Consider the following 24,670-nt stretch of genomic DNA (forward strand, 5'->3'; position numbering starts at 1 on the left):
AGAGAGGTAATACTGAGGTCAGGTTTAAAAGACTTAAAAATAGCCTTTATATTGTTGTTCTCATTTGTCTCTGCAATTCCATTTAATCCATCTGCTTTGGCAATTATATAGTAGCTGCCCGGAGTTGTTCCTTCCGGAAGAGTTATAATTGTTGACCCTGTGTTAACCTGACCGACTTTGATCAAAGGAACAGCTCTATTCCCGATAAGGGTATCCCCTGCATCAAGCTTCGAGTTCACTGAAAGATAGAAGCTTGTCGTTGAAGCATCTGCGTCACCGGACCCATTGTTCTTTGTCGTGTCATTAATAGTTATACCGGAACATGCGAGAGTGGCTGAAAGAGAGGAAACAATAAGGTCAGTTGGAGAACAGGCATCGCCAATACCATCATTATTTACATCTGCCTGATCTGGATTAGAAATATCCGGGCAGTTATCAATCTGACAGGTGTTCTTCGAAAATCCGGGATCACCATATCCATCACCATCTGTATCCATACATGTATCGCAAGCATCGCCAATCCCGTCATTGTCAGTGTCCTGTTGAACCGGATTATAGACATCACGACAATTATCTGTCGGGCAGGTATTTGCAGGGTATCCGGGATTCCCAAATCCATCACCGTCTGTATCGATGCAGGTGTCGCAAGTATCACCTATTCCGTCATGGTCAGTGTCTGCCTGATCAGGATTATAGATATTAGGACAATTATCAATAAAATCATAAATCCCATCATTATCACTATCAATAGCATCCAAACTATTGCTCAGCTTTGAAATAAAAACATCAAGCATTCCGTTATAAGATGTATCATAAACCTCGTCTATCACCGGGTAATCTGGCGAATCAGTATAGCCGGCAATATATACATTTCCCGTTAATGGCTCTATGGCAAAGGAAGTAGCTTCATCGTATCCGCTCCCCCCAAGAAATGTTGAATAAGACAGAGTAGCGAGGTCATTCGTAAACTTCGAAAAAAAAGCATCATAAGCACCATCTATAGACATATCATAAGCATCTGTGCTTGCAGGATAATCCGACGAACCTGTGTATCCTGTAATATATACATTCCCTGATGGGTCTGTCTTAATTGAATTGACACGTTCGTCGGAGCTGCCGCCTACAAAAGTTGAGGCGATAAGAGATGTTAAATTATTATTAAACTTAGACACAAACACATCATTGTTTCCATTAAAAGAGCTATCATAAGCTTCTGCGGTTATCGGATAGTCAGATAACTTTGTATTGCCAGTTACAAAAACATTCCCGGCAGAATCAACTGTTATGGAACTGCCGTAATTATTATATCCATCAATATATGCAATAAATATTGAAGGCCCAAGGTGGCCAAGCGAAGCATCCAGCATTGAAACGAAAACATTACTACCATATGCTGTATCACCACTTGGAGTAATGTAATAATCGCCATAAGTTGCAGGATAATCGCGATTATAAGGTGATGGCATATTATGATAAGGAAACGAACTCGTCCTTCCTGTTATAAAAACACTTCCTGATGGATCTATTGCTATATCACTGCAAGTTTCTCCACCACTTCCACCTACGAATGTTGAATGGAGCAGTGAGCTTAGATCATTATTCAACATTGAGACAAAAACTTCATCGATAGAATGAGGAATTCCCGCTTCATAATAGGGGGAAGTAGTATATCCTCCTGTTCTTACTGGAAAACCTAACGACAGTGTCTCTCCAGCTATATAAATATTCCCCGATTGATCTATGGCTATTGCATTGCCATAATCAAAACTATTTCCGCCAAGGTAAGTCGATGCAAGAAGATTACTCAAACTATTATCAAGCTTTGAAACAAAAACATCACTAGAAGAACCTTCAAATATAGATGTGTTAAATGCTGTGTCAAATGCTCCTGATGTTACAGGATAATCAGTGGAGTATGTATAGCCTGCAATAAAAATATTCCCAGATGAATCTATGGCCAAGTCTTTAACTTCATCAATAGAAGACCCTCCTATATAGGTCGAGGATAAAAGAGTACTTAAATTATTATCAAACTTTGAAACAAACACATCACCAGTGTTGTTATAATAAGAGGAATGATAAGAGCCTAAAGTAGCCGGAAATTCATAATAGCCCGATGAATATGTTACACCTGCAATAAAAAGGTCTCCTGAATTGCCTAATGCTACAGCATGACAATAATCATTGCCATCACCTCCAATAAACGTCGACGACAGCAATGGGTCTATAATCAGCGGATAGTTCCTGTTGTAAGAAGCAACCTGAAAACCATAGGAGAGAGACGAGCCAATCAAGTATTCAGCCTTTACCTCAACCCTCTGTCCATCAATCTCCTGATAAGCATATGGTTTGGTAAATTTCACTGTGCCAAGTTCTGTCTCTACTTCAAGTTCTCCGTTTTCATTTACAGAAATATCTTCTGCGCCGTCGAACTTGAGTTTTATGTCTTCAACATCTCCGCATTCATTTACATAGAAAAGTTTTTCAACATTGCTACCATAGGCTTTGAGTTTCAGTTCCACTCCTTCATAGACTTCGCCAAGATTTACGCTGTCCCATGTGGAGATGTTTGACTTCCAGTTATCTTTACTGCCGGTAAAATAATTTACCTTTGTTGCTGATTTGCTTTCACCTTTTATAGTTGATGGTATTGCACCAATAAGAGTTTCACAAATGCGGGTAGAGGCTTCTCCCTTTACCAAACCATAAAATAGTTCTCCCTTCTCCGTAACAAACACATTGCCGGCAAATGTATTAGCATAAAATTTTACATTTTTATCCTGAAGCTGTCCCCGGTTCTCTATGAATGGCATCTGAAGCTTTGCTGCCTTTGACATTATGCGGTTGCTGTCAGCAACAGATGTATTGCTTGAATGAATAACAGCAGGGATTAATAATAGAGAAATAAAAATTGAAACAAATGCAATACGTTTTACATGCCGCATTTAATACCTCCCTATTTAAGAACCATTTAAGTAATGTTATAGCTATAGACACATAAAAATACTTAAAACACACATAAGAATATAAGCAAGTGTTATGCCAGTCAAAAAAATAATTTATATATCATTGTTTTATTGTATTATTTTAAAATGCAGAAAACTCAGGGAAATTTTAAAAAGCAAGAAATGTGTCATGAATAGCAGACACTTTTATATTACAAGTTATAATATATTGATTATTAAGGTTAAAAAGTGTCTAATAATCCGACAGGGATATATCACACTTATTTATTGGGATATTTTAAGCTTTAAGGCAGGATCTCCAAGGATAACCATGTCTTTAAAATAGTCTTCCGACACACCTTGGTTCGTATAGGCATTTATCAGTGAATTAGTCACAGATTCGCCAAGACTTGTGCTGCTATTTTCGCTGTTAAAAATTGTTGAAAAGAGCTCCTTTCCGATCTCCTCATATTCATTTGTATATCCAAGACCGGTAGGTCCCCAGAATGCCACTGCTCCGGAATTTTCAGCCTTCAAAAAGACCTCCCCAAGGCTCTTTTCATCAGCAGCAGATGCATAGTAACCGGTCAGGCAATTAAGATTTGCGATGAAAGGATATTTCCCCTGGTTTGAAAGAAGGGAAATGTCACTAACAGTAAAAAGCTCTTCTACCGCCCATTCAGTTACAGAGCCATGTCCGGCATAAACAGCAACAAGAGCACCGCTGTCTATTGCTGCTACAAATTCGTCTTTGGCATCAGAAGCATTCGCGAAACTAGTGAGATAAATCTTTTGCATTGAATAGGTGACAGGGACTTCCGATTCAAGTGCATCGCACAAAGCCTCGAAATCTCCGCCATCATCAGGATCATCTGCCACAAGGGCAATATTATTAAGCCATGCCTCATCTAACGACAAATCCGCATACTCTATAGTCTTGCTTACGACAGATTCAGCTTCCCCGGCAGAACTTGCAGATATCCTTCCAATATAAAGGTCAGGAATGCTGTCATCTCCGTCAACGCAGGCATACCATGAGTCGCTCGGCGTAGGACCAAAAGATGAAGTGTCAACTAATTTTGTAGGGATGAAATCTTTGGTATTTGTTTTAAGATAGTTTTTGTAGTCGAAATTTGCATCGCCAATGAGAAGCACATAAGAAGGTTTAGGTGCCTGCCAGCTATTGTAAGCATATTCTATAAAATCCCTGATTGCCTGCGGATCATAAAAACCATAACCGAACTCATTATAAACATCATTAATCTTAGCAACTTTTACTCTCATCCCTTCTGATGCATGAAACTGGGAAAGTGTGTTTGCCTGTTCTGTAAAATCATCGTGAGTAATAATTATATAGTCAGCCCCGTTTGATGTGTCTTTAAGACCGGATTTTTCAGTTATAAGTTCCATACTGTCAGGAGATTTGAAAGTACTTGAAGCTGCTGCCAGATATTGAGTAGCACCGGAGGTAACATCATAGAAAGTGATATATTTGCCCTTTGATTTGAATTTCAAAGATTTCACATTGAAGGGATCTGTTATATCGAAAACCTGAATAGTATTGGCGCTCCCTTTTATACCGCTTACTTTGTAGGTGTGAGTGCCATCATCATTTTCTGAAAAGAAAAGGATGCCGTCTGCCGCCTTGAAAGCTGAAGGGTATGAAACGGAAAAATTATTAAGGACCATATAATCATTAGCGCTAGATGTGCTTTGTATAGACAGGGAATTCGCCCCTTTCTGCAGTATGCTGCGAGTTGTTGTTATCACTCTTAACTCTTCAGCAGTTCCATCCCATGAAAACTCATCAACTTTTTTATCATTGATGGAAACATTTGTGTTGTGGTCAGGATTCGAAGTGTCATCCATCAACCCTTGGAGATTTATCTCGATTTTGACTGTATCCGACGCAGATGAGAGATTGCTTACATTAAAATCAAATGACTTTTTTTCTCCTGAATATATTCTTTTCCAGAACCAGTGATCTTTGTCAGGTTCTTCAGGCAGGGTCTGGATGAACTCCGTATTTTCTTCTTCCTCAATCTTTTCAGTAAAATATTTTTTCGTTTTCCCGCCGCTTTTCAACCCCTTGTTCTTGTAACTTATTCTTTTACCGGCATCATCTCCTGCTGACAGCCAGTAAACGGATGTATCAGAATACTGAGAGACGTTCTTCTCACCGTAAAACTCTATGTAATCGCTTTTCCCGAATGATGAAGTTTTTTTTGTCTTAACAATTATTGGGACTTCTACCCCTTTGTAATATATTTTGAACGTAGCCGGATCAACACCGTTTAAAGTAAATCCGGACTTTTTCAGACTTTTTCCAGTCAATTTATAAATCCCATCTTTAGTAATCTTGATTTTCAACATTGGATAGGATGGGGATGATTCTTGCGTTGTTAATAAACTATTTCTTTTAGCGCTCTTAATCTCCGGCAAAACCGCGGCGAGTTTTAACAGGACAGAGACTTTTTTAAATGTCTCAACCTTGTGCAAAGCAGGATTGTACTGAAGAGGATAAACCATGATTACTGCAAATTTCTTTCCTCTTATGGTAATAATGTTTTCTATTTCGCAAGCTGTGGAAGGAAAGTTTTTATCCTGAAAATAAGCTTCAGACGGTTTACAATATTCCTTATAGAGCTTCTGCATATTATCAAAAGGCAATCCAATATTTATGTAAGGTGCAGGCAGTATATCTGTCTGATAATATGTTTCCCCAGGTTCTGTTTCATATGATATTTCAGGTTGAACATTGTCTGGGATAGGAACTAGTTTTCTTTTGAATGGTAGCTGAGGCCGGCCGGGTTCAGCAGTCAATCCTCCATCAGGTAATGAGAACGACTTATAAGTTTTGCCACTTTCATTAACTTCATGGGAAGTAAGCGAATCAAAATTAAACTCTAAAGTTGTTATTGATTGACTGTTGGCAGATGCAAAAATGTTTTTATTAAAGAAAAGTAATAATGGAAAGAGACAAAATAAAAAAGTTAGTTTAATGGTTTTTTTCACTTCAACCATTTATCCCTTCAATTTTTATATTTATTGCTCTTTATAAAACAATCTCAGATCTGTACCTTAAAAACCCCTTTAAGGGCAAAAGCAGAGACTATGGATAATACGAAAAACAGAACCATCCAGTGGATATTCCGGCCAAATATTTTGATTTGCATTTCAGGATAAACAACTTTTATTTCCTTAACAGGAGTTGATGAGGGGATTGGCGATTCCCCCGGAGTAATAAGAAGCTGGCTTAAAGATGCCTGAGTTATCTCAGAAGATAACCGTGCAAGCCTTGGTTCAGCAACAAGTTTTTTTGTGAAAGTCTCGTTCCCAACAAGAAACTTAAGATCATAATCTCCCGGAGTATCAACTCTAACTCTCCAGTCTATTTCCCCTTCTTTCTCAATCCTCAAAGGCGGAGCGTCCATTGTAACGCCTGCAGGAAGTTTGAGCTCAATGTTAGCGGTCACAGGATTAATATTATCTGCCAGTTTTAAGCAGATTAACGCCTTTTCTCCTGCTTTAAATGGACGCATAGAATACCGGTTATCCAGCTGGACCATAATGAGGATAACCGGGATTATCATAACAGCCATTGGCTTAAGAGAATGCTTCATGTAAAGCAAATTGTATTTTAAAATCTGCTTTTGAGAGCGAAGATTTTGCTGAAGGTCATCTTTGAACAACCTTATTTCGAGGAGATATCCTTTAATTTTCTCTTTTGTTTCCTTAATGCCCTGCTGATCAGATGTGTAGCTAAAAATAATCAGCATAACTACGCCTGTCACCAGTGACACTACTGAAATCCCCCATAGAAGATTCATGTTCACAAATGGAGCAAAGGTAAGATCAAATAAAGAATTAATTAGATTTATCAAAAAAATCATTATTACCCCTAATCAGGAAATATAACCCAATCCTTGTAGTTTTTTCTTTATTTCTTCCTCTGAATCTGAATCTTCAAGAGCCGCCAATTCTTTTTCAATTGCATGTGTGATGAATTCCTCAACAGATGAATAGCCGGCAATATCAGAATACTTCTTAACTTTCTTCAGCAATTCGCTGTCGAGCTTTATTTTTGATCCGCCAAACATGTTCTTCTCCTTAAAAAGTATTTTTCAAAAACCTTTCAAAAACTTTTCAAAAAATCGAGGAACCGACCATGTCACTTTCTTTGTCCACTCCGAACTCCGCAAGTATTGTTGGAGCCATGTCGTAAAGCGCCGGGTTTTCAGTTTTAATTTTTCTGTTTGTAAGCAAAATACCAGGAACTACATCATATGCCATACAGTGATCGCCGCTCCATGGATCTTTGTTATCAGCTACGAGTTCCTTGGGAAATTTTCCAAGGCTGGATTCCCATGATATCCTGTATCCGCGGTCAAAACCTACTATGATGTCAGGAGCCTGTTCCACATATTTACCGGAATATATATCCTCACGCTTATATGCCTTTCTTATGACCTTCTTTCCCGTCTTTGGGTCAACAATGTTCTCAAGCTTCTCTACCAGCTCATTAACAAGTTTTTCCCTTTCTTCACCCTGACTGACTATTCCTTCAGGTTCTCTTCCGGAAATGTTTATATAAAGGCCGTTGAGCCCTAAGCCATAGGCTTTGGTTCTCTGCCAGTCGACATTTGCAAAAAGCTCTCCTTCCTCCTGTTTTGACGGATCAATGAGAGAAATATATCCATTATCAAGAAGCCATGTATTAAGATTGAATGACCAGTTGAAAGGCGCAAAGCCATGATCGGACATAACGTAAATTGATGTCTTGTCATCAACTTTTTTTATTGCCTCGCCCAGCACAATGTCCATCCTCTGATAAAGTTTTTCAATCACGTCGCCATACTTATCAAAACCCTCTTCCTTGAATGCCGGTGACGAGCTGTCGTGGTTTCTCCAGAACATGTGAGACTGCTGGTCCGTACTGGAAAAATAAAAGAAAAGAAGTCCCTTGTCGAACTGTGAAAGCATATATCTGTATCCGTCAAGTTCTCCCTGAAAAGCCATCGTTGCCTGGGTTAAGAAATCTCCATCGGTAAAGATACCGGCAGTCAGCGCCTTGGTGTCTTCAGGCATTCCCTGTGTGTAAAAATAACCTATATTTTCGTAAATCTCCTTTGAAAAACCTGACGGAGTCGAGATTGGAAGTGCAGGGTCTTCAGGGTTAAGATTTATAGGAGTAACGTAAAGCTTAAAATCAGGATGTGTTTCTTTTAAATAGAATCTGCAGATTCCTGACACATTTTGTAAATACGGAATAAGTTTGAATTCAACCCTCGTCCATTCGCTCCATTCCCCTTCTTTTAAAAAAATCTCTTTATCAGGCAGAACGATTTTACCTACAGAATTCTGAGGATCTATCAATACAGAAAAATTTACAGATGCATCAGGAGCATCTTTCTTAAAAGTATTTTTAGGACCAACAAGACTTGCATCGACCCTGCCGTCTGCTACATTCACTTCATAGAAACGTCCTCCGGAAAGCTCATCGTTTTTCATCTCCGGGCGGACATTGGAATAGTATGAATAAGTTCCATAGGTGCCAAGTATATCAGGAGTCCCCATACCTGAAAGTGTCCTTGCCTCACATTCTACAGGAGGGAAATTAGCAGGTATCATATATACTGTGCATGGTATTCCCTTATCCTCTAATATTTCCCAGAATGATTTACCATGACGCAAAAGTTCAACCTTTCCGGCTGACAAAGGAATCACCCAGTTTCCTATAGATATTTTTTTCTTAGGCTCTTCTGCCTTTGATGTAGAAAGGTAAGGCATTAAGGTTTGGGGATCTCTGTGAATAAAATCAAAAATCCCGTGTCCTCCCGGGTTCATACCTGTTATGAAGTTAGACCACGCTACAGGGCTTTGGGGCGGCATGCTTGTTTGAAGCGGCTTGAACGTACCTTCTTCAGCAAGCTTTTTGAAAGTAGGCATTTTGCCTTCATCTATCAATTTTTGCAGGATCACCGGATCCATCCCGTCAAATCCTATTATAAGAACCTTTTTGTCCACTGACGTAGTTTCCCCCTTCTTACACCCCGGGACAAACTGAAGAGAGAGGACTATTAGTACCGTAAATATGACTGTAACTTTTCTCAGCATGATATCTTTCTTTTATCAAACATTGTTAATGAAGGATTTCCCCTGCATGTAAGAGGGCACATCAATTCCAAAAAGCTTAAGAACTGTAGGTCCGACATCCATTATAGACGGACTTTCACCATCAATCTTTCTGCTGCAGAATAAAACTCCCGGTACTAAACGGGGATCCATACAATGATCGCCGCTCCAGCTCTTTGTATTGTCTTCAATCACTTTATCAGTAGACTTGCCGACTGCTGCTTCCCATGAAGAGCGGTAGCCAACATTAAAACCTGCAAGAAGGTCAGGACCGTTCACTCCATAGGGCCCTTTATAGAGCTCGTCGCTGTCATAAACCTTGCTGATTGCCGTTTCACCAGAATCAGGGTCATTGAGCCGGGAAAGTTTTTCTTTCAGTTCATCTTTTAATTTTTTGCATTCCTCACCAGGGGTTACAATCCCTTTTGCTTCACGTCCTTTGACATTTAAATAAATACCGCCTAACCCGAATGCGTATGCTTTCGTTTTATCCCAATCAACATTTTCAAACCATTCTTTCCCTGGCTTGTCATCTTTATAAAACATATAACCGTTCTGTAAAAACCATGAATTAAGATTCACACCACGTCTGAATGATTTAAATCCATGGTCAGACATTACAATCATTACACCTTTATCGCCTACCTTCTCTCTTGTTCGCCCTACGAGATCATCCATCTTAACATAGAGCTCTTCAATCGCACCCTTATGTTTTACCGTATCTTTATCTTTGTTAGCCGGATGCTTTTCATCTATATATCTGTAGAACATATGCTGTATCCTGTCAGTTGTGTCAAAGACACAAGCTGTCAAACCTTTTTTTGTTTTTTCCAGGGCATTAAAGAACATCGACTCCCTCTCGTCGTGATGCTTGTAAGCCTGGTTAAGAAATGCTTCCTCGTCTATTATCCTTTCATTAAGCGCCCATGTATCTTCAGCAAGACCAAGAGTGGCATATTTACCCTGAAGTTTTGACAGATACACTGAATAATAAACAGGATGAGAAATAGGCATCGCCGGATTGTCAGGATCAATGTTTATTGGAGTTATATACAACTCAAAATGAGGAGAAATATTCTTAAGATAAAACCTGCATATACCTTGGACTTTTATACCTATACCTGCATTAAATACAAGCGTAATCCAGTTGGAATACTCCTGCCTTCCAAGTTTAATCTTAATATCCGCTAATGTTATAATGGCTGTGTTAGATGCCTCATCCACTTTCACTGAAAAAGGGATTGTCATCTCTTCATTACTTTTTAAAAGTGAGTTTGCAGGTCCCTTTATAAAACTGTTGATTACATCTCCTTCCCTTTTGACAAGAACGCGCACTCCACCGGTATGCTCTCCAACAGAATTTTTATCAGTCGTATAATATGTAAATGAGCCCTGCGTTCCTTTAAGATCAGGAACACACATACCTGAAAGGAGAACACCGTTAAATTTTTCAGGAGGGAAAGTAATTGGCACCCTCAGGACTGAGCTGAATATGTGATTCTCTCCAAGTATATTCCAGAACGGTTTGCTCTTTCGAAGAAGTCTTATTTCAGGTTTCCCGAGAGGAATTGAATACTTCCCTATTTTCAATGTCCGTGTTGCATTCCCGATATGTGCTGATGAAAGGTCGGGAAGATAGCTCTTCAGATCACGTTTTAAAAAATCAAATATATTATGCCGGGAAGGATCAACACCTGTTATAAATGAAGACCAGGCAACAGGGGACATTGCAGGAGCAGTTGTTTTAAGGGGAATGAAAGTCCCTTCACTTTTGAGTTTTGCCAAATTGGGAAGTTTACCCTCATTCATGAACTTGGTTGTAAGACCCGGGTCAAGTCCATCAAGCCCTAAAATGACAACCTGCTCAATATCGGTTTTAACGCCTGACCTTCGTTTAATGAAAGTCTTTATAATGAACTTTATTGGCCAGGCTATTATAGAAAATATGGCAAGCAGGAAAGTAACAAAGAGAACAAAAAAACTTGAGATGAAGGCAAACCCTGCTCCCGGACCTATGTAGGCTTCAGCAGGACAGGTAAAAAAAAGAGAAAGTACGGTAAAAAAATAGAATAATTTTTCCCCCGCTATAATTTTGTAATTTTTCTTTTTAACTGTTATCAGCATTATTTCGGGTGTTAACTCTTGAAATTATCAATGATAATCTGGGCGATATCTGTAATATTAAGATTATCTTTTTTTCTGCCAAAGGACCAGAAAAAGGCATCATCCCATGTATGCATTCCCTGCAACACAGTTTTATCGAAAATAACATCCTTTTTTACCGACCCCTTAAGATCAAAACCAGGATAAGAAAGAGCAACCATATCTGCTGCCCGGTCAAGATAAGGACCGCTATAGATTTCATCTTTTCTGAACACGTTTTGAATAACCTTCTTCCCTTCGAATTCAACTTTCTCAAGCTTTTCTTTTATCTCACGCATGATACCTTCACCCTCAGCGCGCTCTACACATCCTTTGGGATACTTACCTTTGTAGTTTATATAAATCCTGCCCGGATCAAGTACAAACGCCTTTGCAGAATCTGATATATCAGCTACTGAGTCAGGTGAATCTTTCATATAGCTCAAATAACCTTCCTTTGCAAGCCAGCAATTAAGATTAATCTCTTTTTCAATTCCGGTAAACCCATGGTCAGAAAGAAGCAGAAATTCATTCCCTTCTTCGCCGTCACCGGCAATATCAAGAAACTTTTTATATGTACTTTCAACAAAAGAATCCACTTTGTTGTAATAGTCCAGAAAAGCCTGATGATATTTGTGGCTGTTGTCGCCAAGTGCATCCCAAAGATAATGATGCAGCCTGTCTGTACCTGTTACAACAACTTCAAAGTAATCCCAATCTTCATTGTCCCATAACAAATCAAGGGCTTTGCTTCTTCCGGCAAGAGTCGCATAAAGTTCCTTGATAAGGAAATCTTTATCCTCTCTCGCTTTCATCGTATCAATATCGATTTTATAACCCAGTTCCTGCAACTGCGGGACAAGTGTTGCCGGATAAACTGCTTTTTTAATATCAATTGCAACGAAGCCAGAAATTAAAACACCATTGATTGGTCTTGCAGGATAAGTTGACGGCTGGTTTATTACAACACTCCTCTTCCCTATTTCTTTCAAATTATCCCAAATAGCAGGAGCCTTTAAATCATTATAAGATGGGAAAGTAAGAGAATAAGTCTGGGGCTTCAGGTCCATGAACCCGAAAATACCGTGTGTCCCCGGATTTGTTCCCGTCATAAAGCTTGACCAGCTTACGGCAGATATCTCAGGCAAGGTAACTTTCATGCTTCTCAGATTGCCATCTCTTTTGAGTTTTTCCATGAATGGCATGACCCCGTTCCGGGTCAGCGCTTCAAGGAGAGTAAAAGGGACGCCGTCAAGCCCTACAACACAACATCTTTTTTTCTTTTTTTTCTTAAAGAAGAATGCCATTTTATTTTAAGGTCTCAATTATTGTTAGCTATTATATATAACCGAGATCCTTAAGTCTTGCTTTTATTTCATCCTCTTCATCGCCGGAATATTCATTCGCATCTTCCACACGCGGTATGTAATTGAGAATCTCCAGGGTCTTTATAATCTTCGCAACACTCTGTTCTTCTGTCTCCTTACCTGTATCCACTACTACTTCAGCATTATCAGGCTCTTCATAAGGATCATCAACTCCTGTAAAATTCTTTATCTCGCCCTTAAGAGCTTTTGCATATAATCCTTTAACATCCCTCTGTGTAAGAGCATCAATCGAGCACTTACAAAAAACCTCTACGTAGTTTTTAATTAACTTCCTGTTCTCATCTCTGACCGACTTATATGGAGATATTGCCGCTGCAATTGCAACAACGTCATTGCGTGTAAGAAGATTGCAGACAAACCCAATCCTCCTGATATTTATATCGCGGTCTTCCTTTGAAAAACCCAATCCTTTACTGAGGTTGGTTCTCACGATATCAGCATCCAATACCTCAACCTTAAGTCCTCTTTCGAGAAGTATCTCCTCAACTTCCCTTGCAAGAGTTGTTTTCCCTGAACCTGAAAGACCAGTGAACCAAATTGTAAATCCTTTCATTAGAATCCTCCTATCCTTCTTTTTTATATAATTGGTTTTCCCACCATTTCCTGCGGAATATCAAGTCCAAAATATTTCAGGATTGATGGGGCGATGTCATATATGGAATAATTATTACCTTTGTTATCCCATTTCTTCCCCGGAATTTTCCAGATGAAAATTCCATCCTCAGCATGATTTGCATCATCAGGTCCTGTATCATTTTCATAAATATGGATGGTCCCCGTACCTACTGAGCCTGCAGACCTCCAGTCCAGATTGCCGGGATAAAGGATAAGGTCCGGCGGAACATTATTGCACTCTTTGTAGACATCCTCTGGTTTGAAAACTTTGTTGTTAATTAGCTTGCCGTTTTCATCTTTCATTGCTTCAAGCTTTCGTATTATCTCGTTCCTGAAATCCTCATATTGCTCTTGCGGGATTACTCCCTCAGGCTCACGCCCTTTAACATTAAAAAATATTCTGGAATAATATCCGCCTTCTCCCCACACCTTTGTTTTACTCCAATCTATCATATTCATTTTAAGCGACATCACCTTTGAAGGCTTTTCCTTTAAAGTCAGATAACCTTCCTGCTGGAACCATTCATTTATACATATGGCACCCATCATTGTCTTAGCGCCATGATCTGATACAACCATAACCGATGTATCAGGAGAAATTACTTTAAGCGTTTCTCCTATCTCCCTGTCAATATCTTTGTAATAGTCCTTGATTGAATTTTCAAATGGGTTTCCCGGTTCGTATAGTCTGTGCGCCTCATCAAAGTAACGCCAGAAGCCATGATGAATCCGGTCAATCCCCATCTCTACCATCATCGCAAAGTCATAGTTTCCCTTTGTCAGGAAATGCCTGAAGGCCTTGAAACGTCTTCTGCTCATGACATAAATAGATTCAAGGAGCTTTTGTTTATCATCAGTCCTGAAGTCATCGACATCAATTATATAGTCTCCGTCAGCAGCTTTGTCGAGTTCTGCTTTTATTTCGTCAGGATAGGTGTACTGTACATCCTTGTTGGGAGTCAAAAAACAAGCTACAAGAACGCCATTGAGCGGCTTTGGAGGATAGGTCTGTGGCACTCCAAAAACAAGTGAGCTCATACGGTTCCGGGAAAGGTGGTTCCATACGGTTTTAGCCTTAACATAATTCGCATTGGCAAAATAAAGATCATCGTAACCATAGCTCTTCCTGTTTCTGAAACCATAAAACCCAAGCATACCGGGATCCTGAGATGTCATCATTGCAGTCCAGGCAGGAACTGTAATGGGCGGGACAGTGGAGCGAAGCTTTCCATGTATTCCACTCTCAACCAGAGATTTTAAGTTTGGAAGCTCATCAAGCCAGCTATCAAAAACTAGCTGCGGCGTAGCACAATCAAGACCAATTACAAGAAGTTTTGTCATACTCCTATGTCTCCAGTTTAAGAATTTTTCATGCTGTTAATGAGCACATCTGCAACTTCGGGACGGGTAAACTCTTTCGGTGGTCTTTGTCCCTCTTTCAGCATCTCACGCACTTTTGTACCGCTAAGAAAAACATGGTTCTCTTTTGAATGGGGGCATGTTTTTGTGGATGCCATATTGCCGCAGGTATTGCAGTAAAAGGCGTGGTCAAAAAACATCGGAGTTATCCCTATTTCCTTTGGGTCAAATTCCCGGAAAATATAATGGGCATCATATGTACCGTAATAGCTTCCCACACCGGCATGGTCTCTACCAACTATGAAGTGCGTACACCCGTAATTTTTTCTCGCAATTGCATGGAAAATAGCTTCCGTAGGTCCCGCATATCTCATCGCGGCAGGAAATATAGATATGGCAACCCTTGATGTTGGATAATAATTTTCCATAAGAACTTTATAACAATCCCATCGTACATCACCGGGAATATCATCACCCTTGGTATCACCCATAAGCGGATGGATTAAAAGTGCATCAACAACCTCCAGCGCACATTTTTGAAGGTATTCATGAGCACGATGAATCGGGTTCCTTGTTTGGAAAGCAACAACACTGTTCCACCCCTTCTCTTTAAAAAGTGCCCGAGTCTGTGCAGGATCAAGCCTAAAGTCATGAAAACTGTTGTGCCGGGGTTTTCTTATAATCTTTATCTTCCCGCCAAGATATGTCTCACCTATGGATTTCAGATACTGAACACCCGGATGAGCCTCATCTGTAGTCCTTAAGATAGCAGTCGCCTCTTCTTCCTTATTGAATTTATATTTATCCTCAATTTCGATAACGCCAAGAAGATCATTCCGCTCATCATAGATTGCAGCTTCAGAACCTATTTTATAATCGCCTTCACTTCCATTTTTTGCTGTCAGTACTATTGGAACAGTCCAGGGAAGGCCATTAGCAAGCCTTTTATTTTTAAGAATGCTCTTATAATCTTTCTCACCCATAAAACCTTCAAGCGGGCTAAGTGCACCTGTAGAAATCATTTCAAGGTCACTTGCTTCCCTGCTGTTTATGGTGATTTTTTTTAAGCCCTTTGCTTTTCCCTCAAGAGTCTCAGATTCTGCTCCAGTTACAAACCTGTTTATAAGCTTACCGCCATGTGGTTCTATCATACTTAAATCTCCTAAAGTTAATAGAGTTGTTACAAGTATCCCAAGTTTTTCAGTTTTCGTTTAATTTCTTTAAGCTCTTCCGCAGAAAATTCATGATTTTCCTTAACCGCTTCTTTTTCCCCTACAAGGTCACGAAGAACGTAAACTATGAAATCTGTCGGCGAGTTAAAACCTGATTCAGATATAAGATGCTGAATTTTAGTATAAAGTACCCGCGGTATCTTTATAGTGACTTTGCTGTCCATATTATTAGTTGCACTCCTATGAGGCTCTTCAAAGAGTCTTATTTTAGTAATATCGGAGGGTCTTACTTTTGTCAATAGACTTTTTTCTTTTTAAATTAAATAAATTCTACAAAAAAATTGAGAGGGGGTTTAACGGCACCCCCTCTCGCTTTTGTTACTTTTAATTTAATTTTTTAATCAACGCATTTTACTTCAATTAGCTTTGTTTTTGAAGTTTCAAGTTTAGGAATTGTAATCTTAAGCAACCCACTCTTTAAACTCGCTGAAATACCTTCCATATTCGCTCCCTCATGAACATGGAGCCACCTTTCAAAATATCCATCACCTATCTCTCTTAAGTGATACTTTGCAATCTTTTCAGAAGATTCCTCAAATCTCCGCTCTCCGGAAACTTTGATATGTCCCTCTTCAAAAGATACTTTTAGATCTGATTCCTTAACTCCTGGTAACTCTACAAAATATTCCCATTGTTCATCTGTCTCATAAACATTTATCCTCATCTCTTCTCTTTCAGTCCAGCCCCTGTAAAAATCCTCTCCAAAAAACATATCCTTAAAAAGGGGGGTATCTTCAGACAATAATTTCCCACTGGATCTTTCAGATGCTATCGGATGGTAATGTAGAATTGTCATGACTAGCCTCCTTGCAAATTTTTAACTACTTGAGATTGATTCTCAATATCAATTTATAAATGTTAAGAAGAATTGTCAAGACATTCCTTTTTTTGATATGTGGAAATATAGAAAAATAACTGATTGGAGATGAAACGGATCTATTTAAGAAGCTTTTTTACTTTTTCTACAACATTTTCAACTGTCAGGCCATATTTCGAATAGAGCAACTTATAAGGTGCACTTGCCCCGAAAGTTTCAATTCCAATTATTTCACCTTCATCGCCAACCCATTCACGCCAGCCGAAAGTCGACGCTGCTTCAATGCTTATTCTGGCTTTTACAGAAGGAGGTAAAACTTTATCACGATAACTCTTGGGCTGTGCTGAAAAGAGATGAGTGCTTGGCATACTCACAACACGCGCATCTATTCCATCAGCTTCCAGTTTCTGCTGAGCCTCAAGTGCAATATGAACTTCCGAACCCGATGCAATTAGTATTGCATGAGGACAACTATTTTTTTCTTTTGATAATATATAACCTCCCTTGGAAAGGTCTTTAGCTGAAGCAATCCTTCCCCCCTGCAATATAACCGGCAAATTTTGTCTTGTAAGAACAAGCATAACGGGCCCATTTTTATACTGTAAGGCAAATTTCCATGCCTCAACTGTTTCATTTGCATCAGCAGGACGTATAAGAACTATCCCCGGCATCGCACGGAATGAAGCAATATGCTCAATTGGCTGATGAGTAGGCCCATCTTCTCCTAATCCTATACTGTCATGCGTCATTACATATATGACAGGAATTTTCATTAATGATGCTAATCTGATAGCTGGCCTTGCATAATCTGAGAAAATAAAAAAAGTAGACGCATAAGGCCTTACTCCCCCGTGAAGTGCAATCCCTGTAGAGCATGCACACATTGCATGCTCGCGAATTCCCCAGTGAATGTTTCTCGATGCATAAGAGGTATTCGCAAAATCACCTTTCCCTTCCATAACAGATTTATTAGATGGACCAAGATCTGCAGAGCCACCGATAAGCCAAGGAATTCTTGATGAAACAGACTGAATCACTTTTCCTGAAGCGCTTCGAGTAGCTATCATAGCTCCTTTGGAAGAAAAGTCAGGCAAGCTTTCATCCCATCCCTCAGGTAATTCACCTTTAAGAGCGATTTCAAACATCCTTGCATAATCAGGATATTTTTTTCTATATTCATCAAATTGTTTATTCCACTGTTTCTCATTTTTTTCTCCGCGAACAACTGCTTTCCTCGAATGCTTAAGGACCTTCTCTAATACAAGAAAGTGCTCATTTTCAGGCCAACCATAATTCTTTTTTGCAAGTCTGATTTCTTCAGCACCTAAAGGTTCTCCGTGTGCTTCACATTTATTCTGCTTATTTGGCGCTCCGTAACCAATATCAGAGCGCACTATTATGAGAGAAGGTTTTCCCTTCTCCTTTTGTGCAGCGTGAATTGCATTCTCAAGGGCGTGTAGATCATTTATATCTTTAACCCGCTGTACATGCCAATGGTATCCGCGGAACCGATTTTCTATATCATCTGAATATGCAAGAGATGTATTGCCTTCTATTGTTATCCGATTATCATCATAAAAATAGATCAACTTACCAAGCCCAAGATGCCCTGCCAAAGATGCCGCTTCATGAGATATGCCTTCCTGCATATCTCCATCACTGCATATCGCATATGTGTAATGATCAACTATATTCAACCCTTTTCTGTTATAGACTGCCGCCATATGCGCTTCTGCCATAGCCATACCAACACCGCTCGCAAAACCCTGCCCAAGAGGGCCTGTAGTCATTTCTATCCCCGGGGTAACACGATATTCCGGATGCCCGGGAGTTTTACTATCCCATTGTCTGAAATTAATAATATCTTCAATAGAAATATCGTATCCGGCAAGAAACAGTGATGAATAGAGGAGCATTGAAGCATGCCCGCAGGAAAGGATAAAACGATCCCTGTTGAACCAGTTAGTGTTTTTAGGATTATGACGCATGACTTTCGTCCATAACAGATAGGAAAGCGGCGCAAGAGCCATCGGTGTGCCCGGATGGCCACTGGAAGCCTTCTCCACGGCATCCATGGAAAGAGTGCGTATTGTATTGATACAGAGGTCGTCTATATTCATATTCTTTAATGCCATATTACGTTCGCCCAAGATCATTATCTCCTTCCTGATACCAATCAGATACAGGCTAAATAAAACAATCCTTCAAAAAAAATGCACAGAAATAAAAGGAAAAAACGAGGTTATGAATAACTTTATAATTTAAAAATCAAGAGTTTTTTTCAATACTCCTCTTTTAGAACACCCATCTGATTATTTCGAAAAATTAACCTTACGAAGGAATTCCGCGCATTTTTCAGGCATTGCGGAATTGATATACATCCCGGAACCTATTTCAAAACCTGCTGCTTTTGTAAGCCTGGGAACTATCTTAATATACCAGTGGAAATAATCGCTGGTCCTTCTGTCCACTGGAGAAGATTTTATCATATAGTTGTAATCCGGATCATCAAGTCCATGATACAGGCGTTTCAACGTATCCTGAAAAATCGTTGCAAGAGCACTTATTTCATCATCTGTTATCTGATCAAATGATGATGAATGACGAAGCGGCATGATCCATGTTTCAAATGGAGAACTCGAAGCAAAAGGCTCAAAAACTACAAATCTTTCGTTTTTAGCAATTATTCTGTCGCCACACTTCATCTCTTCATCTATCATATAGCAGAATACACATTCTCCCGTCGATTCGTAATATCTTAAAGCCTCATCAATCCTGTACTTTATATGAAGAGGAATGATCGGTGTAGCCACCACTTGAGAATGAGGATGTTCAAGAGATGTACCGGCGCTCTCACCATGATTTCTGAACATTATTATCATCTGAGTTCTCGGCGGGTTCGAAATTATTTTTTTATACCTGTCACGGTAAACAGCAAGGAGTGAGTTCATATCCTGAGGCTCAAGAAGCGCAGGAGACAGATTATGTTTCGGAGTCTCGATGATTACCTCATGATCGCCTATACCGGTCATGGAATGAAATGGAATGCCTTCTATCCTTTTGAATTCTCCATCAGGCACCAATGCTGCGAACTTGTTTGGAATCACTCTTACCTGCCAACCCTTCCCATTCTGGACCTGATAAAGACTTGGTGGAGTTTTAGTTTCATTGCCCGGGCAAAAAGGACAATCTTCACGAAAAGAAAGTCTTTCTTTTTTTTCTTTTTTCGCTACAAAATCTTCAGGACGTTTTGCACGTTCTGTAGCGACTATTACCCAATCTTTCGTAGCTACATTCTGGCGAAATTCCGGCATTTTTTCCCCTCCATGAATTTGATATCAACAACTAATATATTCCTTCTCAACAAGATCATAATTTAAATCTAAATATTAAAGCTTTTACTTTAAAGATAATATATAAAGTTATAGAATAAATGTATTAGAGAAACAAAACAAGGAGTTTATATTATGAAAAAAAAATATTTAATACCGTTAATACTTGTCCTGATCTCTATTCAATCATGCAGCAATTTTACAGAGCTTAAGACGGGAACAACTACGTTAAATGAAAAATCAGTTGAAAGAATAAGCACTGTGCCAGCATCCGATTCATTTTCTTTCGTTGTTTTTGGAGACAATAGGGAAGGATTTGAAATTTACGAAAAAATAGTTGCATTTACAAATGAGTTAAACCCATTCTTTACAATTAACACCGGAGACCTTGTTCCTGACGGGAGTTATTCATCATATTTGCGCTTTCTATCGATGTCTGAAAAGCTGAACATGCCCTATTTCGTCTGTGCCGGAAACCATGATATAAGAAATAACGGCAGAAAATACTATAGAAACATCTTTGGTCCCTCAGACTTTTTCTTCGATTATGCAAACTGCCGTTTTATAATTATCGATAACAGCACCAGCTATCTAACAGACAGCCAGCTCTCATGGCTTGAGCAAAGACTCCTAACCAGCAAACACAAATTTATTTTTATGCATTACCCTCCTGAGATTGGCAACTGGCACCACACCATGACTTATAACAATAAGAAATTTATAAAAATGATGGAAAAACATGATGTAGATTATGTCTTTTGCGGACATATTCATTGCTATGACAAATATGTAAAGAACGGCGTCACTTATGTCATTACAGGAGGTGCTGGAGCAGCATTCGGTCTTGAGAGGGATGTTTCCGGTGAATATATAAACCATCTAATGGTCGTTGAAGTAAACGGTGACGTAATACAGGATACCATGATAAAAGTTGAACCCGGAGCTTATAGCTCTCCTGCAAATGAAAAATTCAGGCGCTTCAAAAAACTAAGAAGATGGTAATAACAAAATAAGATTTTTATCGCACGTTCATAACTTCCCTGAATATCTCGTCAAGAATCACAAGGCCACCGTTAAAACCGGTCAAAGGCAAGGGATATAACTGAATCCGGTGTAAGTTTGTCGGAGTAAGCCCTAACAGAGGAACACCCTTTTTTCTCGCAATCTGAATATCTTCCCCTCTACCGATAAACAACGTAGGCTCTGTTTCATCCAGAAGTTTTTCAATGTCATTATTATCAGGGTCGATGGCTATGACCGGATTCACTGAAAACCTGTCACAAAGCTCACCGATTTTCTCCAGCGTTCTGTCATTACAAGTCGAAACTGCAATTACCTCCGGCGTCATCCCGAGTTCACCGGTAAGATAGGAAAAAATACCCAGCGCATAAAATGAATCTGCCAGTATGAAATATCTTTGTTTCAATATGACGTCATTAAGTGCACTTATGTAGTTTGCTACACTTCCTAAAACTGAATTTGTCTCAGCAACAATTGCTGAATTAATTATTTCGGTGCTGACATTCAAAGCCTTGCCTACCCTCTCGAGCCATTTTGAAGAAGAGACAGTTCCTACCGGATAACCTTCATCACAAATAACCGTCTCCATGCCAAACCTCTCCGATATTACAGCCGCTGCTTCAATGCCTACACTTTCGCTTACAACCACATTGAGCGATGCCGAAGGCAGCCGCCTGATATCAGCAAGGGTCATGCCTTCTCCGACAAGAACGGAATTTACTGTTGCTCCAATACTCTGAATCAGCCTTGTCATCTCATTAATATTCCCTCTCCAAAAAAGATCATGGACAGGAATAATCCCTATGAGATTAACCGACTTATCCACACGCGGCATTTCATCAATAACAAGCTGTTCGGCAATTGATTTTAAGGCCATGTTATAGCCGTCAACTGTATTCCCTTTGTATCCCCCAGCATTAACGGTCAACACTGGTTTCCCTGTTTTTTCAAATGCCCGGGACGAGATTTCCGAGATATTGTCACCTATAGTCTCTGCTGAGCACCCGGTTATTACCATCTCGAAATCAATATCAAAATTGTCAGCAAATCTGAGAAGAGAATCATAGAGACTGCCTCCGCCCCCAAATATGACATCCTTTTCCGTAAGAAGCGTTGAGGCGAAATTCACAGGCTTTGAAAACCGGCCGCTTGCTCCAAGCTGGGTAATGTTAAGGGAAAAATTACACCCCGGCGAACAGTGGGTGATAATACCGCATCCTTTCATCACGGCACCGGCAAGAAAGGCGCCGCAAAAAGAACATGAGTATCCGTAAGGAAGTTCACTTAATGCCTGTCGATTCGTCCTTCTGTCAATTATGCGTCGCATATCCCTGTGACGGCATATATTTTTTTATAACGTTCTTTATTTCGCTTAGTGAAACAGGATTGGGAGAAAATGTTTCATCAGGATCAGAGCTAAGAATTTTTGCTGCAAGGTCCCTGTAAATTTTTGCCTGACTGTCTTCAGGATAAGCCTCAATAACCGTTTTCCCTTCACGCTCTGCATTTTGGACAGTATGGGAGCGAGGTATATGAATTATAACCGGGAGTCCCATTATTCCGGCTATTTCTTCGACTATCTCCTCTTCATGGGGTACTCCGCGCATATTGCTTATAATACCGGATATTGTGCATGAACCATAGGACTCAGCTATTGAGATTATACTCATACACACATTGTTCATTTGAAGGATGGAAAGTATCTCTCCGGAAGTGACAAGGTAAACCTGTTTTGCAAAACCATCTTTAACAGGCTGGGCGAATCCTCCGCAGACAACATCGCCTAAAACATCGAACAAGGCAAAGGTAATTCCATAATTCTCAAACACTCTGTATTGTTCGATAAACCCCAGTGCCTGCGCCACACCACGTCCGGCGCATCCTGACCCGGGCTTTGGACCTCCGCTTTCAATACAATAAATTCCGTTGTATCCGCTATGGATTACTTTTGAGAATATCTCTTCTGACATTCCCTCATCCAAACATTCGAGTATCGTTTTTTTCAAGCCGCCGCAGAGAAGCGCCACTGAATCCCTCTTGGGATCACAGCCTATCTGCATCACTTTTTCATCCATATGAGACAGGGCTGCGCTTAGATTGGAGGCTATGGTTGACTTCCCTATACCCCCCTTGCCGTATATTGCCACAGTTCTTATATCTGGTTTCTGCTTCACGCTGACGCTCTCAGTCTTTTTCTAAATGGCGATTGATATTTTTTCAGCAGGTCTATCAGCTCTTCAAGCTGGACAGGACGGGGAATTACTCCTCTTTTATTTTTGAGGATAATAGAAGCAATTTCTCTGATTTTTTTTGCAATATCGCTGTCTGCATATTTTTTTATAACGTTAACTCCCTCTACTTCGCATTCCTGTATTGTGTTATCTCTCGGGATAGAAGCAATGATTGGAACACCTGTCATCTTTGCGAAATCATTTATTATCTCCCATTCTCCTTTAACGCCTCGCATATTACCGATTATCCCTGATACCCTTGCACTTCCCCCGTCACTAGCGGCATCTGCTATGGCAATGCATATATTGTTCGCAGAGTAAAGGGACATAAGCTCTCCGCTTGTGACAATATAGATATCATTTGCAAAACCTTTCCTCATGGGCATTGCAAAGCCGCCGCAGACTATGTCTCCGATAACATCGTAAAATGCGACCGTTGCTCCGATCTCTTCAAGCACCCTGTATTTTGATATAAGTTCTAGCGCTACGGTTACACCCTTGCCTGCGCATCCTTTTGCCGGCTCAGGACCGCCGGTCTCTGCGAAGTAAACTCCATCAGGGGATAACCTGATACACTCCATAAGTGAATCTCTGTTGCTCCCCTTACTCCTCACATTTTCAAGTATGCCCGGAGTTATCATCTCTCCGCCGTTAAGCATTGATGTTGAATCGGTCTTGGGGGAACATCCGATCTGGAAAACTTTTTCACCAAGCATAGTCATGGCAATAGAGAGATTACAGCAGATAGTGGATTTACCTATCCCTCCCTTACCATATATTGCAATCTGTTTTATCGAAGATAACAAAACTTCCTCCCCTTCTCCGTGTCCGGCGTATTTCTTACAATACGTTTTCTACTTAGGCAAGAGGGAAGATGTTGTGAGAATGATAACGGCTGGGATTTATTGGCTCTGAAGCCCTGTGAAGTTTAATTTTGCTTTAAAATCTATGGTCCCGACTTTTATTGTCACGCCAAATTTCTCATAACTTATTTCACACTGGGCTTTGATATCCTCAGAGCCATCCAATGTACCCTCAGGTGATACATTTATTGCAACCGCCTTCTTGTCCACATCTATGTTCAGATCAAAGTTTTTAATATATTTGCTATATTCACCTTCAACATAATCTTTGACCATATCTTCTATGTCATCGCCGTCTAGATTGATGGTTATTTTGTCTTTTTTGATGTTGTACTTCCATTTCCCGTTAAAGAGGAATTGAGTAATATTGATTTTTATCTTTTTTTTCCCAAAGACAACTTTCTCTCCGCTGAAACTATCGGTGTCAGTCAGATACTTGCCTTTATATCCTGTCTTGATTTCATAGGTGCCGTCAATAAGCCATGTCCCTGAAGGAGCTGCGGCAAATGCAGAAGAGAGGCTGCAAAATAAATATCCTGCGGCAAGAAACAACAACAAACAGTTCCATTTAAGAGTTTTCAGCATAATTTT

Annotated in this window: 19 protein-coding genes; 1 reads left to right on the forward strand and 18 read right to left on the reverse strand. The window is 39.8% G+C overall.

Annotated elements, in window-relative coordinates; genetic code table 11:
• The 14 genes from HZA77_11570 to HZA77_11635 form a co-directional block, all read right to left on the reverse strand.
• A partial coding sequence (locus HZA77_11570) for an SBBP repeat-containing protein (protein MBI5376066.1) occupies positions 1-2,945 on the reverse strand: 2,945 nt, incomplete at its 3' end.
• A gap of 285 nt (positions 2,946-3,230) precedes the next feature.
• Positions 3,231-5,969 (reverse strand): hypothetical protein, encoded by a 2,739-nt coding sequence (locus HZA77_11575; protein MBI5376067.1) that lies wholly within the window; start codon positions 5,967-5,969, stop codon positions 3,231-3,233.
• Positions 5,970-6,013: 44 nt separating this feature from the next.
• Positions 6,014-6,838 (reverse strand): hypothetical protein, encoded by an 825-nt coding sequence (locus HZA77_11580; GenBank protein MBI5376068.1) that lies wholly within the window; start codon positions 6,836-6,838, stop codon positions 6,014-6,016.
• Between the two features lie 12 nt (positions 6,839-6,850).
• The gene (locus HZA77_11585) at positions 6,851-7,045 is read right to left on the reverse strand and encodes a hypothetical protein (GenBank protein MBI5376069.1); all 195 of its coding nucleotides are present in this window, start codon (positions 7,043-7,045) and stop codon (positions 6,851-6,853) included.
• Between the two features lie 46 nt (positions 7,046-7,091).
• Complete coding sequence (locus tag HZA77_11590; GenBank protein ID MBI5376070.1) at positions 7,092-9,062, reverse strand: alkaline phosphatase family protein; 1,971 nt, start codon at positions 9,060-9,062, stop codon at positions 7,092-7,094.
• 15 nt (positions 9,063-9,077) lie between these two features.
• Entirely contained in the window at positions 9,078-11,204 is a 2,127-nt protein-coding gene (locus HZA77_11595) for an alkaline phosphatase family protein (protein ID MBI5376071.1), read from the reverse strand.
• 11 nt (positions 11,205-11,215) lie between these two features.
• The gene (locus HZA77_11600; protein ID MBI5376072.1) at positions 11,216-12,529 is read right to left on the reverse strand and encodes an alkaline phosphatase family protein; all 1,314 of its coding nucleotides are present in this window, start codon (positions 12,527-12,529) and stop codon (positions 11,216-11,218) included.
• Between the two features lie 31 nt (positions 12,530-12,560).
• Positions 12,561-13,169 carry an adenylyl-sulfate kinase gene (gene cysC / locus HZA77_11605; protein ID MBI5376073.1) on the reverse strand — a complete coding sequence of 203 codons (609 nt, stop codon included), beginning with the start codon at positions 13,167-13,169 and terminating at the stop codon, positions 12,561-12,563.
• A 17-nt stretch (positions 13,170-13,186) separates the two neighbouring features.
• Complete coding sequence (locus tag HZA77_11610; protein ID MBI5376074.1) at positions 13,187-14,566, reverse strand: alkaline phosphatase family protein; 1,380 nt, start codon at positions 14,564-14,566, stop codon at positions 13,187-13,189.
• A 17-nt stretch (positions 14,567-14,583) separates the two neighbouring features.
• Complete coding sequence (gene sat / locus HZA77_11615) at positions 14,584-15,735, reverse strand: sulfate adenylyltransferase (protein ID MBI5376075.1); 1,152 nt, start codon at positions 15,733-15,735, stop codon at positions 14,584-14,586.
• Positions 15,736-15,764: 29 nt separating this feature from the next.
• On the reverse strand, positions 15,765-15,980 hold the full coding sequence (locus HZA77_11620; GenBank protein ID MBI5376076.1) for a CopG family transcriptional regulator: 216 nt from the start codon (positions 15,978-15,980) through the stop codon (positions 15,765-15,767).
• Between the two features lie 173 nt (positions 15,981-16,153).
• On the reverse strand, positions 16,154-16,612 hold the full coding sequence (locus HZA77_11625; GenBank protein ID MBI5376077.1) for an Hsp20/alpha crystallin family protein: 459 nt from the start codon (positions 16,610-16,612) through the stop codon (positions 16,154-16,156).
• A gap of 140 nt (positions 16,613-16,752) precedes the next feature.
• Positions 16,753-18,768 carry a transketolase gene (gene tkt / locus HZA77_11630; protein ID MBI5376078.1) on the reverse strand — a complete coding sequence of 672 codons (2,016 nt, stop codon included), beginning with the start codon at positions 18,766-18,768 and terminating at the stop codon, positions 16,753-16,755.
• Between the two features lie 177 nt (positions 18,769-18,945).
• On the reverse strand, positions 18,946-19,947 hold the full coding sequence (locus HZA77_11635; GenBank protein ID MBI5376079.1) for a DUF4921 family protein: 1,002 nt from the start codon (positions 19,945-19,947) through the stop codon (positions 18,946-18,948).
• A gap of 153 nt (positions 19,948-20,100) precedes the next feature.
• On the opposite strand from HZA77_11635, the gene HZA77_11640 reads away from it, so the two are divergent.
• On the forward strand, positions 20,101-20,967 hold the full coding sequence (locus HZA77_11640; GenBank protein MBI5376080.1) for a metallophosphoesterase: 867 nt from the start codon (positions 20,101-20,103) through the stop codon (positions 20,965-20,967).
• Positions 20,968-20,983: 16 nt separating this feature from the next.
• Here HZA77_11640 and HZA77_11645 read toward each other — a convergent pair whose 3' ends face one another.
• From HZA77_11645 to HZA77_11660, 4 genes are all read right to left on the reverse strand, one after another.
• Positions 20,984-22,312: a nitrogenase component 1 gene (locus HZA77_11645; protein MBI5376081.1), complete on the reverse strand. Its 1,329-nt coding sequence runs from the start codon at positions 22,310-22,312 to the stop codon at positions 20,984-20,986.
• The gene (locus HZA77_11650) at positions 22,296-23,141 is read right to left on the reverse strand and encodes an AAA family ATPase (GenBank protein MBI5376082.1); all 846 of its coding nucleotides are present in this window, start codon (positions 23,139-23,141) and stop codon (positions 22,296-22,298) included. Before HZA77_11650 ends, HZA77_11645 begins: the two co-directional genes overlap by 17 nt.
• 14 nt (positions 23,142-23,155) lie before the next feature.
• Positions 23,156-24,010 carry an AAA family ATPase gene (locus HZA77_11655; GenBank protein MBI5376083.1) on the reverse strand — a complete coding sequence of 285 codons (855 nt, stop codon included), beginning with the start codon at positions 24,008-24,010 and terminating at the stop codon, positions 23,156-23,158.
• 108 nt (positions 24,011-24,118) lie between these two features.
• Positions 24,119-24,664 carry a hypothetical protein gene (locus HZA77_11660; GenBank protein ID MBI5376084.1) on the reverse strand — a complete coding sequence of 182 codons (546 nt, stop codon included), beginning with the start codon at positions 24,662-24,664 and terminating at the stop codon, positions 24,119-24,121.
• Positions 24,665-24,670 lie beyond the last annotated feature (6 nt).

This window comes from Candidatus Schekmanbacteria bacterium (assembly GCA_016219965.1).
In the GTDB taxonomy this organism is placed as follows: Bacteria; Schekmanbacteria; GWA2-38-11; order GWA2-38-11; family J061; genus JACRJM01.

What these genes read in the sequence shown, in the direction of transcription:
- HZA77_11620 (MBI5376076.1), bottom strand. Translation starts at nt 15,980, where the DNA reads ATGGACAGCAAAGTCACTATAAAGATACCGCGGGTACTTTATACTAAA.
- HZA77_11595 (MBI5376071.1), bottom strand. Translation starts at nt 11,204, where the DNA reads ATGCTGATAACAGTTAAAAAGAAAAATTACAAAATTATAGCGGGGGAA.
- HZA77_11635 (MBI5376079.1), bottom strand. Translation starts at nt 19,947, where the DNA reads ATGCCGGAATTTCGCCAGAATGTAGCTACGAAAGATTGGGTAATAGTC.
- HZA77_11625 (MBI5376077.1), bottom strand. Translation starts at nt 16,612, where the DNA reads ATGACAATTCTACATTACCATCCGATAGCATCTGAAAGATCCAGTGGG.
- HZA77_11600 (MBI5376072.1), bottom strand. Translation starts at nt 12,529, where the DNA reads ATGGCATTCTTCTTTAAGAAAAAAAAGAAAAAAAGATGTTGTGTTGTA.
- tkt (MBI5376078.1), bottom strand. Translation starts at nt 18,768, where the DNA reads ATGGCATTAAAGAATATGAATATAGACGACCTCTGTATCAATACAATA.
- HZA77_11640 (MBI5376080.1), top strand. Translation starts at nt 20,101, where the DNA reads ATGAAAAAAAAATATTTAATACCGTTAATACTTGTCCTGATCTCTATT.
- HZA77_11580 (MBI5376068.1), bottom strand. Translation starts at nt 6,838, where the DNA reads ATGATTTTTTTGATAAATCTAATTAATTCTTTATTTGATCTTACCTTT.
- HZA77_11575 (MBI5376067.1), bottom strand. Translation starts at nt 5,969, where the DNA reads ATGGTTGAAGTGAAAAAAACCATTAAACTAACTTTTTTATTTTGTCTC.
- HZA77_11660 (MBI5376084.1), bottom strand. Translation starts at nt 24,664, where the DNA reads ATGCTGAAAACTCTTAAATGGAACTGTTTGTTGTTGTTTCTTGCCGCA.
- HZA77_11585 (MBI5376069.1), bottom strand. Translation starts at nt 7,045, where the DNA reads ATGTTTGGCGGATCAAAAATAAAGCTCGACAGCGAATTGCTGAAGAAA.
- HZA77_11590 (MBI5376070.1), bottom strand. Translation starts at nt 9,062, where the DNA reads ATGCTGAGAAAAGTTACAGTCATATTTACGGTACTAATAGTCCTCTCT.
- HZA77_11645 (MBI5376081.1), bottom strand. Translation starts at nt 22,312, where the DNA reads ATGCGACGCATAATTGACAGAAGGACGAATCGACAGGCATTAAGTGAA.
- HZA77_11610 (MBI5376074.1), bottom strand. Translation starts at nt 14,566, where the DNA reads ATGACAAAACTTCTTGTAATTGGTCTTGATTGTGCTACGCCGCAGCTA.
- sat (MBI5376075.1), bottom strand. Translation starts at nt 15,735, where the DNA reads ATGATAGAACCACATGGCGGTAAGCTTATAAACAGGTTTGTAACTGGA.